12 protein-coding genes are annotated in these 16,447 nt (G+C 41.4%); 9 read left to right on the plus strand and 3 right to left on the minus strand.

The window, feature by feature from the left end; translation table 11 throughout:
* The first annotated feature begins 235 nt into the window (after window positions 1-235).
* From HW098_RS02080 to ftsY, 9 genes are all read left to right on the plus strand, one after another.
* Window positions 236-1,567 (plus strand): glycosyltransferase, encoded by a 1,332-nt coding sequence (locus tag HW098_RS02080; protein WP_112443765.1) that lies wholly within the window; start codon window positions 236-238, stop codon window positions 1,565-1,567.
* A gap of 1 nt (window position 1,568) precedes the next feature.
* Complete coding sequence (locus tag HW098_RS02085; protein WP_176139134.1) at window positions 1,569-2,924, plus strand: sodium:solute symporter; 1,356 nt, start codon at window positions 1,569-1,571, stop codon at window positions 2,922-2,924.
* Complete coding sequence (locus HW098_RS02090; protein ID WP_176139135.1) at window positions 2,908-3,612, plus strand: acylneuraminate cytidylyltransferase family protein; 705 nt, start codon at window positions 2,908-2,910, stop codon at window positions 3,610-3,612. Before HW098_RS02085 ends, HW098_RS02090 begins: the two co-directional genes overlap by 17 nt.
* Window positions 3,609-4,487 (plus strand): glycosyltransferase family 52, encoded by an 879-nt coding sequence (locus tag HW098_RS02095; RefSeq protein ID WP_176139136.1) that lies wholly within the window; start codon window positions 3,609-3,611, stop codon window positions 4,485-4,487. Before HW098_RS02090 ends, HW098_RS02095 begins: the two co-directional genes overlap by 4 nt.
* Window positions 4,488-4,647: 160 nt before the next feature.
* A complete protein-coding gene (gene rnc, locus HW098_RS02100) occupies window positions 4,648-5,346 on the plus strand; it encodes a ribonuclease III (RefSeq protein ID WP_000661480.1) in 699 nt (232 codons plus the stop codon).
* Complete coding sequence (gene smc / locus HW098_RS02105; RefSeq protein WP_176139137.1) at window positions 5,337-8,876, plus strand: chromosome segregation protein SMC; 3,540 nt, start codon at window positions 5,337-5,339, stop codon at window positions 8,874-8,876. Before rnc ends, smc begins: the two co-directional genes overlap by 10 nt.
* Window positions 8,873-9,667, plus strand: coding sequence for an HAD family hydrolase (locus tag HW098_RS02110; protein ID WP_176139138.1), 795 nt, complete (start codon window positions 8,873-8,875; stop codon window positions 9,665-9,667). The genes smc and HW098_RS02110 overlap by 4 nt, the downstream gene beginning before the upstream one ends.
* A complete protein-coding gene (locus tag HW098_RS02115) occupies window positions 9,667-10,485 on the plus strand; it encodes a Cof-type HAD-IIB family hydrolase (RefSeq protein WP_176139139.1) in 819 nt (272 codons plus the stop codon). The genes HW098_RS02110 and HW098_RS02115 overlap by 1 nt, the downstream gene beginning before the upstream one ends.
* 3 nt (window positions 10,486-10,488) lie before the next feature.
* On the plus strand, window positions 10,489-11,778 hold the full coding sequence (gene ftsY / locus HW098_RS02120) for a signal recognition particle-docking protein FtsY (RefSeq protein ID WP_176139140.1): 1,290 nt from the start codon (window positions 10,489-10,491) through the stop codon (window positions 11,776-11,778).
* 45 nt (window positions 11,779-11,823) lie between these two features.
* Here the strand turns inward: ftsY and zwf are convergent, their stop codons facing one another.
* The 3 genes from zwf to HW098_RS02135 form a co-directional block, all read right to left on the minus strand.
* The gene (gene zwf, locus HW098_RS02125) at window positions 11,824-13,311 is read right to left on the minus strand and encodes a glucose-6-phosphate dehydrogenase (protein ID WP_055386919.1); all 1,488 of its coding nucleotides are present in this window, start codon (window positions 13,309-13,311) and stop codon (window positions 11,824-11,826) included.
* Between the two features lie 151 nt (window positions 13,312-13,462).
* Window positions 13,463-14,203: an amino acid ABC transporter ATP-binding protein gene (locus HW098_RS02130; RefSeq protein WP_023936216.1), complete on the minus strand. Its 741-nt coding sequence runs from the start codon at window positions 14,201-14,203 to the stop codon at window positions 13,463-13,465.
* Complete coding sequence (locus HW098_RS02135) at window positions 14,203-16,368, minus strand: ABC transporter substrate-binding protein/permease (protein ID WP_176139141.1); 2,166 nt, start codon at window positions 16,366-16,368, stop codon at window positions 14,203-14,205. The genes HW098_RS02130 and HW098_RS02135 overlap by 1 nt, the downstream gene beginning before the upstream one ends.
* Between the last annotated feature and the right edge of the window lie 79 nt (window positions 16,369-16,447).

Here is a 16,447-nt window from a genome sequence, read left to right on the forward strand (position 1 = left end):
GATGATTCTGAGCACTTCAAAAAACGCAATGTTAAAATTGAAAACATTGATTTACCAATCTTTTCCGGCTATGTATTTTGATGAACAGGTCGTTTTCAGAGGTGCTTTTGAATTATTGATTGATAAAAACTATTTTAGTGTCATTCTAGCTTCCACGATATGAGATGGAAAATCTTTTCTCCTTTTTGTGAGAGGAGATTTTTCAATTTTTATACTGAAAATAAGAGAGGGAAATATGTCAAGAATTATTACACTGCATTCTTTTACAAAAATACAGCGATATGGTTTTGAAAGTACCCAGTTTTATCGAGCGCGTATCGCAAGATATCTGGGAGTAGATTATCTCCATATTCTGACAAACCCACAAGTTAGACCTGACTGGAAGGTGGTTTTAAAAAAGCTAGGATTTTTAGAAAAAGAACTAATCTGTGTTCCTCATAGTTTTTCTGATATAGGACATGATTCCTTATCGGTTAAGCCTGAAACTCTCAATTTATCAGATAGTGATACGGTTGAACTCACTGCAGATGGTTTTGTCTCTTCTCTTACGTTAGGAGATGGCTCGGGTCGTTACTATTATACAAGTGGCCCTTTCCTTTTTGAAGATTTTAAGGCAAAAGAATTACGCTGGTTTCATAAAGATGGAAATCTAGCACTTGAAGGGCGTTTTATCAATCCATTCAAAGAACCTTCTCCTGTTTCTTTATTTTATCCTGAATATATTTTTCGAAAAGATGGAGTTATTTACTCTGAAGAAGATTTACTTGTCAAATTTTTGGTTGATATAGCTCAGGATACAGACTTAATTATTCGCGATCAACAAAGTATACCAAAGCCTAGTCTATGGAGATATATGGAAAACACGGGTAAGAATTACTATGAAGTGATTCATTCAAATGTTTTAATGAATATGTCACATGCTAATTTAAGGAAAAAAAATAAGTATCTTGTGGCTAGTGAGAAATTAACAGAATCATTACAAACAAAGGGCTATCATTCCACATTCTTAGCTCCTATGTTTTCAGAAAAGTTAGGAGAATTAAGACATATAGGCCCAATACGAGACTATTGCTTGGTGGGGCATATGGGGGAAATAAAAAATGTTGGACTAGTTATTGAAGCATTTATTGAGTTGTATAAAAAGGGTTCAAATGTTGAGATTACATTTTATGGTGGATCGGAAACAAGAATACAAGAACTTCGTAATCAGTATGATATCCCTCCCACAATTCATCTAAGAGGAGTGGTAGATAATGTTCCTTATAATCTACATCAATGCTATCTATCAGCCAGTTACACTGAATTGTTTGCAAATGCCTGTGTAGAAGCTTTGAGTCATGGCTTGCTAGCTTTGTTATCAGATGTGGACATTGCTCATCGTTTCTATGCAGAACAATCCAGTGCAATCACCTTATTTAGAACAAAGGAAGAGTTAATAGAAAAGATAGAAGAAATGGAACAAGTGGATTTTTGTAAATCAAATGCAGAAAATATCGCCCTAGCATCTCACTATTCACTAGAGACAGTAGCTCAAATATACCGAAAATTACTAGATAGGAATTTCTAGGATGTTGGGAATTCTAGCTATCCTATTGCTCTATTTCTGCTTGATTTCCTGGATTGCCTATCGGCAAAAAGGGAGTGAGGGGGACTATTATCAGGTTAAGAAAGCTGTTCCAGTGACAGTTTTGGGCTTCTCAGTCTTTGCCACCTTGCTCAGCCCCATTTCCTTTTTGACTTTGGTGGGGAATGCCTATACAGGTAGATCCTATCTCTGGTTTGCCCAGTGCGGGATTTTTCTAGCCATTCCACTAGCTCATCGCTATTTTCTGCCCCTCTATCAAAAGGGAAACTACGAGACAGCTTATCATCTTTTAGAGGACAAGTTTCAATCTCCTAGCATTCGTTCACTGGCTTCAGGACTCTTCATCCTCTATCAGTTGGGGCGAATAGCAGTGGTGACCTACTTGTTGTCTCAGGCCTTAGCGCCCTTTATCCCTCTCAATCAGCTGGTCTTGTCAGGTCTACTCCTTCTTTTGACGGTCTATTATCTGGCAAGGGGTGGTCTCTTGGTTGTGCTGTGGACGGACTTCTTTCAGGGCTTGGTCCTGCTGGCTATATTAGCTCTCTTTCTACCAAGAATTGCCCAATCAGGTCTTGTCATGAATAGCAGTCAACAGCTATCTCACTTTGCAGAGACGCTGGATGGGAAGATGGTCTTGATCTTAGTTGCAGGAGCAGGTTTTAGTAGCTTGTTTTCCTACGTTTCCTCACAGGATAACGTCCAACGTTTTAATAGTAAAATGGGGCGTCAGAAGATTGGAAAAATCTTATGGCTACAGGGACTTTTGTCCTTTGGGATTGCCAGTTTACTGTATCTGATTGGTCGCTTGATTCGTCAGGAAAATTTTGCCACCACATCGCCCAATCCTGTTCTCATTGCTTACGCTCGAGAAGGTCTGGCACCTTGGTTTGGCGGTTTTATCATGCTAGCTCTCTTGGTAGCAGGCCAATCCACAGTTTCATCCAGTATGAATGCAATTGTGACCTGCTTGAAGTTGGATTTTGCTTGGTCAAATATTCGCTGGTCGCCAAGTATCCTATCCTTTGCCTTAGCAGGTTTGTCTTGGTCCCTCTGCCTCTTACTCATGAATGCAGAAATCTACTCCATATACGAATGGATTAACGGCTTTATGGGGCTGACACTAGGCGTGATAGGTGGTTTGTATCTCTTGGTTTTGCTCCTCGAAAGACCGAGTTTACAACTAGCCAAAATCTATCTGTTCTTTAGTTTAGGAGCCTTGTTTCTCTATCATTACAGTGGTTTATTTGCCAACCCCAATCCTTGGTTAAATAGCATCATCACTACCCTATCTGCCCTGTTTATCTCAATTCTAGGAAGACTATATGAAAGCACAATCTAAACCCATAGCCGTCATTTTGATCCGTTCGGGTTCACGCGGCTTAGTGGATAAAAATATCAAACCACTTGCAGGCAAACCTTTGGTTTTCTACACCATAGAAGTCGCTCTAGCCTCCAAGCTATTTAGTGATATCTGGGTTTCTTCAGACTCACTAGCCTATCTGGAACTTTGTCGTCAAGCCTATCCAGAGATTAGTTGTGTCCACAGACCAAAAGAATTGGCCTTGTCAACAACCTCTAGCTTAGAAACCTTGCGAGACTTTTTACAGCCCTTTGAGGAAGAGCAGATCTTTGTGAATCTACAGGTGACCTCACCCTTGAGAGAGGTGGAGCACCTTGTCGAGTCCTACCAACTCTACTGTCAGTCTGGCGCCGACCATCTGATTTCCTGTGTCAAGGCAGATAAGAGTCGTAGTCTTTTCTTGCAGTTAGAGGAGTCACCTTTTATCCGTCCGCCTCAGGTTTCCAAGCACTATGCTCGGCAGAAAGAGCCTGTCTATTACTATCCCAACGGTAGTATCTGGATTTCTCGCAAGGATCGTTACCTACGAGATGAGACCTTTTACACAGATAAGACAGTAGCCTATGAAATGCCTAAACTCTATTCTTATGATATCGACGATGCATTGGATTTTGAAGTCGTTGAGACCTTGCTACAACATCACCACCTAGGAGAATCAAAGAGATGAAACACCTCATCATTGCTACAACGCCCTTACAGGCTAAAATTGCCCATCATATCAAGGGATTTTATCCTGATCAGGACTTTGTCAGTCTTTATGTCAGTCCTGTCAAAAATGCCCGTCAGGAGTATTATGCTAAGGATTTTGACCATGTTTACTATCCTCAGAACGTAGAGGACTTGACTCAGATTTGTCAGGAACTGGCGGGAGACTATGACACTATCTTTTATGCTAGTTTTGACAATAGCTTGATTCTGGACTTGGTTGCTAGTTCCTCCTACCAGCATCTCATGAGTTTTGATGATGGCTATGCGGATATTTACCCCTTGGGCATGTATGCTTGCCCTCTCCATCCTAGTCAGGTAGGCTCTTTGGGCTTGACCAGAGATGACTTGATTGAGCGGACGGAAAAGCACTATACCCTCTATCGCAGTGACTACCATATCGTAGCTAGAGAAAAGCTTGTTTATCTGGAGCATTTTTTTGACCTGCCACAAGCACCCGTCTCAAATGGTAAGACGGTCAAGGTCCTGCTGGGACAAAAGTTCTCTGAGGAGGATGACCAAATCTCCATCCGTTTTATCAGTACCTATGCTAAGGCTTTGGCAATTGACCTCTATCTCCCCCATCCCAAGGAAACCTTCCATATTCCAGATGTAACTTACTTGGCTACAGATTTAATCTTTGAAGATGTCCTAGCCCATCTTTTTCAAGAATACGAGTTTGTTCAGGTCTACCATTTTACTTCATCAGTCAGTCTCCACTTACAAGACCTGCCTCATGTGACTATCATAGGCATTTCCCTCCCCTACTATGAGGCCCGTCAAAATGAATTACGCCGATTGGGTTGTCAGTTTGAAACGATTCCACTTGGCTGGTAACTTAAAGTAAATAACTTGCACCCCTTATTCTAATATTTTCCCATTTTAATAGTAGTCGATAAGTTCCCTTGGGTCACTTGTTTTCTCCCGTTTTAAAGTGACTCAGGGGGCTTTTTTTGATATAATAAAAAGGACTGTTATCAGTTAGAAAGAGGTTGGTATGAAAGAATTACAAACTGTACTAAAGAACCATTTTGCAATCGAATTTGCAGACAAAAAGTTACTGGAAACTGCTTTTACTCATACGAGTTATGCCAATGAGCATCGCCTCTTAAAAATTTCACACAATGAACGCTTGGAATTTTTAGGAGACGCTGTTCTACAGTTATTGATTTCAGAATATCTGTATAAAAAATATCCTAAAAAGCCTGAGGGTGATTTGTCTAAACTCCGTGCCATGATTGTTCGCGAGGAGAGTTTGGCTGGTTTTGCGCGTGATTGCCAGTTTGATCAGTTTATCAAGCTGGGTAAGGGGGAAGAAAAGTCTGGTGGACGCAATCGTGACACCATTCTTGGTGATGCCTTCGAAGCCTTTCTTGGTGCTCTCCTTTTGGACAAGGATGTGGCCAAGGTCAAGGAATTTATCTATCAAGTCATGATTCCTAAGGTTGAAGCAGGCGAATTTGAGATGATTACAGACTACAAAACCCATCTCCAAGAGTTACTTCAGGTCAATGGCGATGTGGCTATTCGTTATCAGGTGATTTCTGAAACGGGTCCTGCCCACGATAAGGTCTTTGATGTAGAAGTTCTGGTTGAAGGTAAGAGCATTGGTCAAGGTCAAGGTCGTTCTAAGAAATTAGCAGAGCAGGAAGCTGCCAAAAATGCCGTTGAGAAAGGGCTGGATTCATGTATTTAAAGGAAATCGAAATTCAGGGATTCAAGTCTTTTGCTGACAAGACCAAGGTCGTCTTTGATCAAGGTGTGACGGCAGTTGTTGGACCCAATGGATCTGGAAAGTCCAATATTACTGAAAGTCTGCGTTGGGCCTTGGGGGAGTCAAGTGTTAAGAGTCTCCGTGGGGGCAAGATGCCGGATGTCATTTTTGCTGGAACTGAAAGTCGCAAACCGCTCAATTATGCTTCTGTAGTTGTGACTTTGGATAATCATGACGGATTTATCAAGGATGCAGGTCAAGAAATCAGGGTAGAACGTCATATCTATCGCAGTGGAGATAGCGAATACAAGATTGACGGCAAGAAAGTCCGTCTGCGTGATATTCATGACCTTTTCTTGGATACAGGTTTGGGACGAGATTCCTTCTCTATCATTTCCCAAGGGAAGGTTGAGGAGATTTTCAATTCCAAGCCTGAAGAACGTCGTGCCATTTTCGAAGAAGCTGCTGGAGTTTTAAAATACAAGACTCGCAGAAAAGAAACTGAGAGCAAACTGCAACAAACTCAGGATAATCTAGACCGCTTAGAGGACATTATCTACGAGTTGGATAATCAAATCAAACCTCTTGAGAAGCAAGCTGAAAATGCCCGTAAGTTTTTAAACTTGGAAGGCCAACGCAAGGCTATTTATTTAGACGTGCTGGTTGCTCAAATCAAGGAAAATAAGGCTGAACTAGATTCGACAGAAGAAGAGTTGACTCAGGTTCAGGAACTTTTGACAAGCTACTACCAAAAGCGTGAAAAATTAGAAGAAGAAAATCAGAATCTCAAGAAGCAACGCCAAGATTTACAGGCTGAAATGGCTAAAGACCAAGGCAGTTTGATGGATTTGACCAGTCTGATTAGTGATTTAGAGAGAAAATTAGCCCTATCGAAATTAGAATCTGAGCAAGTAGCCCTGAATCAACAGGAGGCACAAGCCCGTTTGGCTACTTTGGAGGAGAAGAAAAGTTCACTCAGCCAAGAAAAATCTGATAAAGAAAGCTCTTTAACTCTGTTAGAGGAAAATCTAGTCCAAAATAATCAAAAACTCAATCGTTTAGAAGCTGAATTGCTAGCTTTTTCAGATGATCCTGATCAAATGATTGAGCTCTTACGCGAACGCTTTGTAGCTCTTTTACAAGAAGAAGCAGATGTCTCAAACCAGCTGACCCGTATCGAAAACGAGTTGGAAAATAGTCGTCAGCTTTCTCAAAAACAAGCAGATCAACTACAAAAGCTGAAAGAACAACTGGCTACAGCTAAAGAGAAGGCTAGTCAGCAAAAGGCTGAGCTTGAAACTGCCAAGGAGCAGGTTCAAAAATTATTGGCCGACTACCAAGCTATTGCCAAGGAGCAAGAGGAGCAGAAAACTTCCTATCAAGCTCAACAAAGTCAACTCTTTGACCGTCTGGATAATCTCAAAAACAAGCAGGCCAGAGCTCAAAGTTTGGAAAATATCCTGAGGAATCATAGTAACTTTTATGCAGGTGTTAAGAGTGTTCTTCAAGAAAAAGACCGCCTTGGTGGGATTATTGGTGCAGTCAGTGAGCACCTGACTTTTGATGTGCATTATCAAACTGCCCTAGAGATTGCCTTAGGGGCAAGTAGCCAGCATATCATCGTAGAAGATGAAGAGTCGGCAACCAAGGCCATTGATTTCCTTAAACGAAACAGAGCCGGTCGTGCAACCTTCCTTCCTTTGACCACTATTAAGGCGCGTACGATTTCTAGTCAGAACCAAGGTGCTATTGCTGCAAGTCCAGGATTTTTGGGCATGGCAGATGAGTTAGTTACTTTCGATACTAGACTGGAAGCCATTTTCAAGAACTTACTAGCAACAACAGCTATTTTTGATACTGTAGAGCATGCGCGTGCAGCAGCGCGCCAGGTTCGTTATCAGGTTCGCATGGTGACACTGGATGGGACAGAGCTGCGCACAGGTGGTTCCTATGCAGGTGGAGCTAATCGCCAGAATAACAGTATTTTTATCAAGCCAGAACTGGAGCAATTGCAAAAAGAAATTGCTGAAGAAGAAGCAAGCTTGCGTTCTGAAGAAGCGAGTTTGAAGACCTTGCAAGATGAGATGGCTAGATTGACCGAATCATTAGAAGCTATTAAATCTCAGGGAGAGCAGGCTCGTATCCAGGAGCAAGGCTTATCGCTCGCTTATCAGCAGACCAGTCAGCAAGTTGAAGAACTGGAAACTCTTTGGAAACTTCAAGAAGAAGAATTAAATCGTCTTTCTGAGGGAGATTGGCAAACGGATAAGGAAAAATGCCAAGAGCGCCTTACTACTATCGCTAGCGACAAGCAAAATCTGGAAGCTGAGATTGAAGAGATTAAGTCTAACAAAAATGCCATCCAAGAACGCTATCAAAACTTGCAGGAAGAGCTAGCACAAGCACGCTTGCTTAAGACAGAACTACAAGGGCAAAAACGTTACGAAGTTGCTGATATTGAGCGTTTAGGCAAGGAATTGGACAATTTAGATATCGAACGAGAGGAAATCCAGCGCCTTCTTCAAGAAAAGGTTGACAATCTTGAGAAAGTTGATACGGATTTGCTCAGTCAGCAGGCCGAAGAAGCCAAAATGCAGAAAACAAACCTCCAACAAGGTTTGATTCGTAAGCAGTTTGAATTAGATGATATTGAAGGTCAGCTGGATGATATTTCCAGTCATTTGGATCAGGCTCGCCAGCAGAATGAAGAGTGGATTCGCAAGCAAACACGTGCTGAAGCCAAGAAAGAAAAGGTCAGCGAGCGTTTGCGTCATTTACAAAGTCAATTAACAGACCAGTACCAGATTAGCTATACTGAAGCTTTAGAAAAGTCTCATGAGTTGGAAAATCTCAATCTGGCAGAGCAGGAAGTTAAGGATTTAGAGAAGGCTATTCGCTCACTGGGTCCTGTCAATATAGAAGCTATTGACCAGTACGAAGAAGTGCACAGCCGTCTGGACTTTCTAAATAGTCAGCGAGATGATATTTTGTCAGCGAAAAATTTGCTCCTTGAAACCATTACAGAGATGAATGATGAGGTTAAGGAACGCTTTAAAACCACTTTTGAAGCTATTCGTGAGTCCTTTAAAGTGACCTTTAAGCAGATGTTTGGCGGAGGTCAGGCAGATTTGATCTTGACTGAAGGAGACTTGCTGACAGCTGGGGTTGAGATTTCTGTTCAACCACCAGGCAAGAAAATCCAGTCTCTCAACCTCATGAGTGGTGGTGAAAAAGCCTTATCGGCTCTTGCTTTGCTTTTCTCCATTATCCGTGTCAAGACCATTCCATTTGTCATCTTGGATGAGGTGGAAGCTGCGCTGGATGAAGCCAATGTAAAACGTTTTGGGGATTACCTCAACCGCTTTGATAAGGACAGCCAGTTTATCGTCGTAACCCACCGTAAGGGAACCATGGCAGCGGCTGATTCTATCTATGGAGTGACCATGCAAGAATCAGGTGTCTCAAAAATTGTTTCAGTTAAGTTAAAAGATTTAGAAAGTATTGAAGGATGACAATTAAACTAGTAGCAACGGATATGGACGGAACCTTCCTAGATGGGAATGGGCGCTTTGATATGGACCGCCTCAAGTCTCTTTTGGCTTCCTATAAGGAAAAAGGGATTTACTTTGCGGTGGCTTCGGGTCGGGGATTTCTGTCTCTAGAAAAATTATTTGCTGATGTTCGTGATGACATTATTTTTATCGCGGAAAATGGCAGTTTGGTCGAATATCAAGGTCAGGACTTGTATGAAGCGACTATGTCTCGTGACTTTTATCTGACGACTTTTGAAAAGCTGAAAACGTCACCTTATGTAGATATCAATAAACTGCTCTTGACAGGAAAAAAGGGCTCTTATGTGCTAGATACGGTTGATGAGACCTATTTGAAAGAGAGCCAGCACTATAATGAAAATATTCAAAAAGTAGCAAGTTTGGAAGATATCACAGATGACATTTTCAAATTTACAACCAACTTCACAGAAGAAACGCTAGAAGCTGGGGAAGCTTGGGTCAATGAAAATGTGCCTGGTGTTAAGGCCATGACAACTGGCTTTGAATCCATTGATATTGTTCTGGACTATGTTGATAAGGGTGTGGCTATTGTTGAATTAGCTAAAAAACTTGGTATCACAATGGATCAGGTTATAGCTTTTGGAGACAATCTAAATGACTTGCATATGATGCAGGTTGTGGGACATCCTGTAGCTCCTGAAAATGCACGACCAGAAATTTTAGAATTAGCAGAGACTGTGATTGGTCACCATAAGGACCAGTCGGTTATAGCTTATATGGAGGGCTTATAATGGCAGATATAAAATTGATTGCATTGGACTTGGATGGGACCTTGCTGACTACTGATAAAAGGCTGACGGATCGCACCAAGGCAACCTTGAAAGCTGCGCGTGATCGTGGTATTAAGGTAGTATTGACAACAGGTCGCCCTTTAAAAGCTATGGATTTCTTTCTCCATGAGCTAGGGACTGATGGCCACGAGGATGAGTATACGATTACCTTTAATGGTGGATTAGTTCAGAAAAATACAGGTGAAATCCTTGATAAAACAGTCTTTTCATATGATGATGTGGCACGCTTGTATGAGGAAACAGAGAAATTGTCACTGCCTCTTGATGCTATCTCAGAAGGAACTGTTTATCAAATCCAATCGGACCAAGAAAGTCTTTATGCCAAATTCAATCCAGCTTTGACCTTTGTTCCAGTGGACTTTGAAGACCTGTCTAGTCAAATGACCTACAACAAATGCGTGACTGCCTTTGCTCAAGAACCCTTGGATGCAGCCATTCAGAAGATTTCTCCAGAATTGTTTGACCAATATGAAATCTTTAAATCACGTGAAATGTTGCTAGAATGGTCACCAAAGAATGTTCATAAAGCAACAGGTTTGGCAAAACTAATCAGCCATCTAGGAATCGACCAAAGTCAAGTCGTGGCTTGTGGTGACGAGGCCAATGACCTTTCTATGATTGAGTGGGCAGGACTCGGTGTTGCAATGAAAAATGCTGTTCCTGAAGTCAAGGCAGTCGCAAATGTGGTGACGCCAATGACCAACGATGAAGAGGCTGTCGCCTGGGCTATCGAAGAATATGTGCTAAAGGAGAACTAAGATATGGGATTATTTGACCGTCTATTCGGAAAAAAAGAAGAACCTAAAATCGAAGAAGTTGTAAAAGAAGCTCTGGAAAATCTTGATTTGTCTGAAGATGCTGAGCCTGCCTTAACAGAAGCTGAGAAAGTTCCTCAAGAAGATGCAGAGGTTGAAAGTTCTGAAGAAGATCTGCTCCAAGAAGAGGAAAATCAAGAGACAGTTGAAGAGAGTCAGGATTCAGAGCCAGTTGTAGAAGTTTCTCAAGAAGAAGTTGAAGAATTGCCAAACTCAGAAGAAGTCCCAGAGGAAGAGAATACTGAGCTTCTAGAAACTGTAGAAGAAAATAGTTCTGAAGTTCTTGAAGTAGAAAGGCCTCAGGTAGAAGAAACTGTTCAGGAAAAATATGACCGAAGTCTCAAGAAAACTCGTACAGGATTTGGTGCTCGTTTGAATGCCTTCTTTGCCAATTTCCGCTCTGTTGATGAGGAATTTTTCGAGGAACTGGAAGAACTACTGATCATGAGCGACGTCGGTGTGCAGGTAGCTTCAAACTTAACAGAGGAGCTCCGCTACGAAGCCAAGCTTGAAAACGCCAAAAAACCTGATGCACTACGCCGTGTCATTATTGAGAAATTGGTTGAGCTTTATGAAAAGGATGGTAGCTACGATGAAAGCATCCACTTCCAAGATGGCTTGACAGTCATGCTCTTCGTTGGTGTTAATGGTGTTGGGAAAACAACTTCTATCGGAAAACTAGCCCACCGCTACAAACAAGCTGGCAAGAAAGTCATGCTGGTTGCGGCAGATACCTTCCGTGCAGGAGCAGTAGCCCAGCTAGCTGAATGGGGTCGTCGTGTGGACGTTCCAGTTGTGACTGGACCTGAGAAAGCTGACCCAGCCAGTGTGGTCTTTGATGGCATGGAACGTGCCGTAGCTGAAGGTATTGATATTCTCATGATTGATACCGCTGGTCGTTTGCAAAACAAGGACAACCTCATGGCTGAGTTGGAGAAGATTGGACGCATCATCAAGCGTGTTGTGCCAGAGGCACCCCATGAAACCTTCTTGGCACTTGATGCATCAACAGGTCAAAATGCCCTGGTACAGGCCAAAGAATTTTCGAAAATTACCCCTTTGACAGGAATAGTCTTGACTAAGATTGATGGAACTGCTCGAGGTGGTGTTGTTCTAGCTATCCGAGAAGAGCTCAATATTCCTGTAAAATTGATTGGTTTTGGTGAAAAAATCGATGATATTGGAGAGTTTAACTCAGAAAACTTTATGAAGGGTCTCTTGGAAGGCTTAATCTAATCAGAAGCAAAAATCCTGCAAGGTACAAACTTGCAGGAAATTTTTTTATTCTAAACGACCATCTTGACGATAGGCGATATCTGGTTGCCAAGTCCATTTGGCACCAAATTTTTCAAGTAAGTCAAAGCTGGCTTGAGGTCCCATACTTCCAGCTTTATAGTCATGAAGTGGGGCACCATTTTCAGCCCAGAGCTCTTCGATACGGTCAATCAATTTCCATGACGCACCAACTTCATCCCAGTGGCTAAAGTTAGTTGAGTTGTTATTTAAGACATCATAAATCAATTTCTCGTATGGTTCTGGAGAAGCACCAGTTGCGGTCGCATCTGTACGGTAATCAAGTGAGTTAGGAGCCAAGTTGAATTCTTCTCCTACTTGTTTCCCATTTAGGCTAAGAGAGAAACCTTCTGTTGGTTGGATATAGATGGTCAAAATATTTGGAGCAAGTGGTTCACCAAAGATAGAATCCATTTGTTTAAAGACGATGTTGACATGAGTTCCTTTCTCAGTCAGACGTTTACCAGTACGGAAGAAGAAAGGAACACCACGGAAACGATCGCTGTCTACAAAGAAGGCACCAGATGCAAAGGTTTCAGTTGTTGATTCTGGATTAACATTTGGCTCGCTACGATAAGAGATGTATTTCATGCCATCAATCTTACCAGAACGATATTGACCACGGATAAAGTGTTCTTTGAGTTCTTCATCAGTTGGATGATAGAGGTTTTTAAAGACCTTAATCTTCTCAGCACGAATCTCGTCCTTTGTGAAGCTTGCTGGTTTGTCCATGGCGAGAAGGGAAAGGAGTTGTAGTGTATGGTTTTGTACCATGTCGCGGAGGGCACCAGATTGGTCATAGTAGCCACCACGTTCTTCTACACCCAAGCGCTCCGCAAAGGTAATTTGAACATTATCGATAAAGTCCTTGTTCCAAACGTTTTCAAAAATCAAGTTTGCAAAGCGAACTGCAAAGATACTTTGAATCATTTCCTTACCAAGATAATGGTCGATACGGAAAATTTGTTCTTCGTCAAATGTTGCTAGGAGTTCGTCATTCAACTTGCTTGCGCTTGCGTAATCTGTACCAAATGGTTTCTCAACGATTAAGCGCTCAAAGCCTTTACCGTCTACAATGTTTTCAGACTTAAGATGTTTGGCAATGGTTCCAAAGAATTGAGGAGCCATAGACAAGAAGAAGAGCTTGTTGTGTTCAGCTTGGTACTTGTCATTTAGTTCAGCCTGCAATTGACGCAAAGCAATGTAGTGCTCTGTATCATTGACATCATGGCTTTGATAGTAGAAGTGACTAGCGAATTCCTGAGCCTGTTCGGTACTATCTGCCAAATCAAGGATAGATTCGACTACAACAGATTCAAAATATTCCTTGCTCCAAGGACGACGGGCAGTTCCAATAACGGCAAAGTGCTTGGAAAGATTGCCGGATTTATATAGTCTAAAAAGGGAAGGGTAGAGCTTGCGTTTAGCCAGGTCTCCACTCGCACCGAAAATTGTAACAATAACCTTAGATGACATCTAGCTACCTAATTTCTATTTTTATTCCTAGTTTTGCTAGGTATGAGGAAACCTCATTTCATAAACTTAATTCTAACATAATTTTCCGAAAAATCAAAAATTCCAATACGAGATAGAAAAAAACTGCAAGGAAATCCTTACAGTTTGAGTATTAGACGTTTAAGACCTTGTCCAAGAAATCTTTCAGACGTGGGTGTTGAGGGTTATCAAAGATTTGATCAGGTGTTCCGTCTTCTAGGAACTCGCCATCTGCAGTAAAGATAACTCGGTTGGCAACCTGACGAGCAAATCCCATCTCATGGGTTACGATAATCATGGTCATACCTTGCTCAGCCAATTCCTTCATAACGTTTAGTACGTCTCCGACCATTTCAGGGTCAAGGGCAGAAGTTGGTTCATCAAAGAGCATGATGTCTGGATTCATTGCAAGTCCACGAGCGATGGCTACACGTTGTTTTTGACCACCTGATAGGCTATCTGGACAGGCCTTAGCCTTATCTGCTAGCCCAACCTTGTCAAGCAACTCCATTCCCAATTTTTCAGCTTCTTCCTTAGTCATCAACTTGTGCTCAATAGGAGCAAAGGTGATGTTGTCCAATACAGACATGTGTGGGAAGAGATTGAAGTGTTGGAACACCATTCCGATATTTTCACGGACGTGGTCAACGTTGGTTGTTTTTTCAGTTAAGTCATAACCGTTCACAGTGATGTGACCGCTAGTAACTTCTTCTAAAAGATTTAGGCTACGAAGGAAAGTTGACTTACCAGAACCTGAAGGACCGATGATACAAACAACATCTCCTTCATAGAACTTGGTCGTAATTCCTTTTAAAACTTCATTTTTTCCGTAGCTTTTGTGTAAATCATTTACATCAATTTTTAATTTTGCCATTAACGAATCCTCTTTTCTAAGCGTTTCGCTAGTTTAGTCAAAAGCGTGATAATTACAAGATAGAAGATAGCAAGGATTGCATACATCTTGAAACTTTGGTAGTTACGGGCGATGATAATCTTACCAGTTTGGAAGAGTTCAACCAAACCGATAGCAGATACGATAGTTGTATCTTTAAGAGCGATAACGAATTGGTTAACAAAGTTTGGCAACATCAATTTAGTTGCTTGTGGCAAGATAATCTTACGCATGGTTTTTCCATAAGAGATACCCAAGCTTCGGCTGGCTTCCATTTGTCCAACTGGAACGGCCTGAATACCACCACGAACGATCTCAGCGATATAAGCCGCTGCATTGAGTGAGAGGGCAATAGTACCGGCTACGAAGTCGTTAATTGGACTTTGTTGGCCTGTGATAGACTCGATGAAGTTTGGAATTCCCCAGAAAATGAAGGCTGCAAGAATCATCAATGGAATACCACGGATAACGTCAACGAAAATCTCAGAGATTACACGAAGAGATTTATATGGGCTGACACTGAACATACCGAAGATAATCCCGATGACAATGGCAATAGCAAATGAGATAAGAGCTAGAGCAAGAGTGATACCAAGACCGCTAAGGAGCTGTTTGTAGTTGTTTTGAAGCAAGCCCCAAATAGTTGTCTCATCAACAGTGCTTGTTGAAGCAGTTGAAGATTCGCTAGCTAGGTATTTGTCAAGAATCTTTTGGAATTCACCGTTTGCTTTAAGGTTTGCAAGTCCGTTGTTGAACATTTCAATCAATTCAGGATTTGTGCCTTTTTTAACGGCAAAGGCTGTTTCACCGATTGGAGTTCCAGCGATTGGTGTTTTCAATTTTTGTCCTTGGCTGATAGAATATTTGAGGACAGGCTCATCATCCATAACGGCATCAATGGCACCAGTGTTTAAACTGTCATACATTGATGAACCATCAGCGAAGGTTTTGATTTTGTAGCCGTATTTGCTTTGATTTTCTGTTAGGAAGGTTTGAGAAGCAGTTCCGTTTTTAACACCAACTGTCTTCCCTTTCAAATCTTCATAAGAAGCAATGGTACTTGATTCTTTGACACCAAGGATTGTATTAGCAGTGTAGTATGATTCTGAGAAGTCAAAAGTTGCCTTACGAGCATCTGTGACAGACATACCAGCAATGATACCGTCAGCTTGTCCAGCTTGAACAGCACTGATAGCAGCATCGAAACCAGGGTTGGTGATTTCAATTTCAAAACCTTGGTCTTTAGCGATGGCCTTAATCAATTCCATATCAATACCAGTGTATTGGTTGCTTGAATTTTGGAAAACAAAAGGTGCAAAAGAAGAATCGCTGGCAATGATATATTTAGCCTTAACGGGAATAGCTTTTAAGCCTGCAAGAGTAGTTGTAGTTGGCACTGCTGAAGACGATGAAGCAGTCCATTTTTTGATGATTTTATCAAGGCTACCATCTTTTTTCATTTCAGCCAAGGCTTGGTTAAATTCAGTAACTAGGTGCTCGTATTTGCTTCCTTTCTTCACACCGAAAGCAAAACTTCCTACAGCTTCCCCATCCATTTCAATATGGAGGTCTTGACCTTGGTTGATGGCATATTCGATAACAGGTTTGTCATCCATCATGGCATCAATGGCACCAGCACTCAAGCTGTTGTTCATCAAATCACTAGTGTCAAATGTTTTAATAGTAAAGCCGTATTTATCTTTGATTGTTTCAAGAAAACGTTGAGCAGCAGTTCCGTTTTTAACACCAACGGTTTTGCCAGTTAATTGGTCGTACTTGCTAATATTGTGTGCCTTTGTAGTTGCAATGACAACTTTTGTATCATAGTAAGTATCAGACATGGTGAAAACTTTTTCACGTTCTTTCGTCTTTGTCATCCCTGCCATGATAGCGTCAGCTTGACCAGCTTGAACCGCATTGACCGCTGCGTCAAATCCAGGATAGGACATCTGAATGTTCCATCCTTTAATCTCAGCGACTTTGTTGATAATGTCAACATCAATTCCTTTATAAGTTTGATCTGAATCTTTAAACTCAAAAGGTGCATAGGCGGTATCAGAAACAATCTTAATCGTTTCAGCTTTGGCAATACCTAATGAGAAAATTGGGAATAAAATTAGCAAAAATGCTAGAAATTTTTTCTTCATTTTTAGTCTCCTTTTCCGAATATTTTCCCATTATATCAGAAAAAGTAAAAAAAGGCAAATTTTTATATTTTTGTGTCAG

Origin of the sequence: Streptococcus sp. 1453 (genome assembly GCF_013276955.1) — a bacterium.
Classification (GTDB): Bacteria; Bacillota; Bacilli; order Lactobacillales; family Streptococcaceae; genus Streptococcus.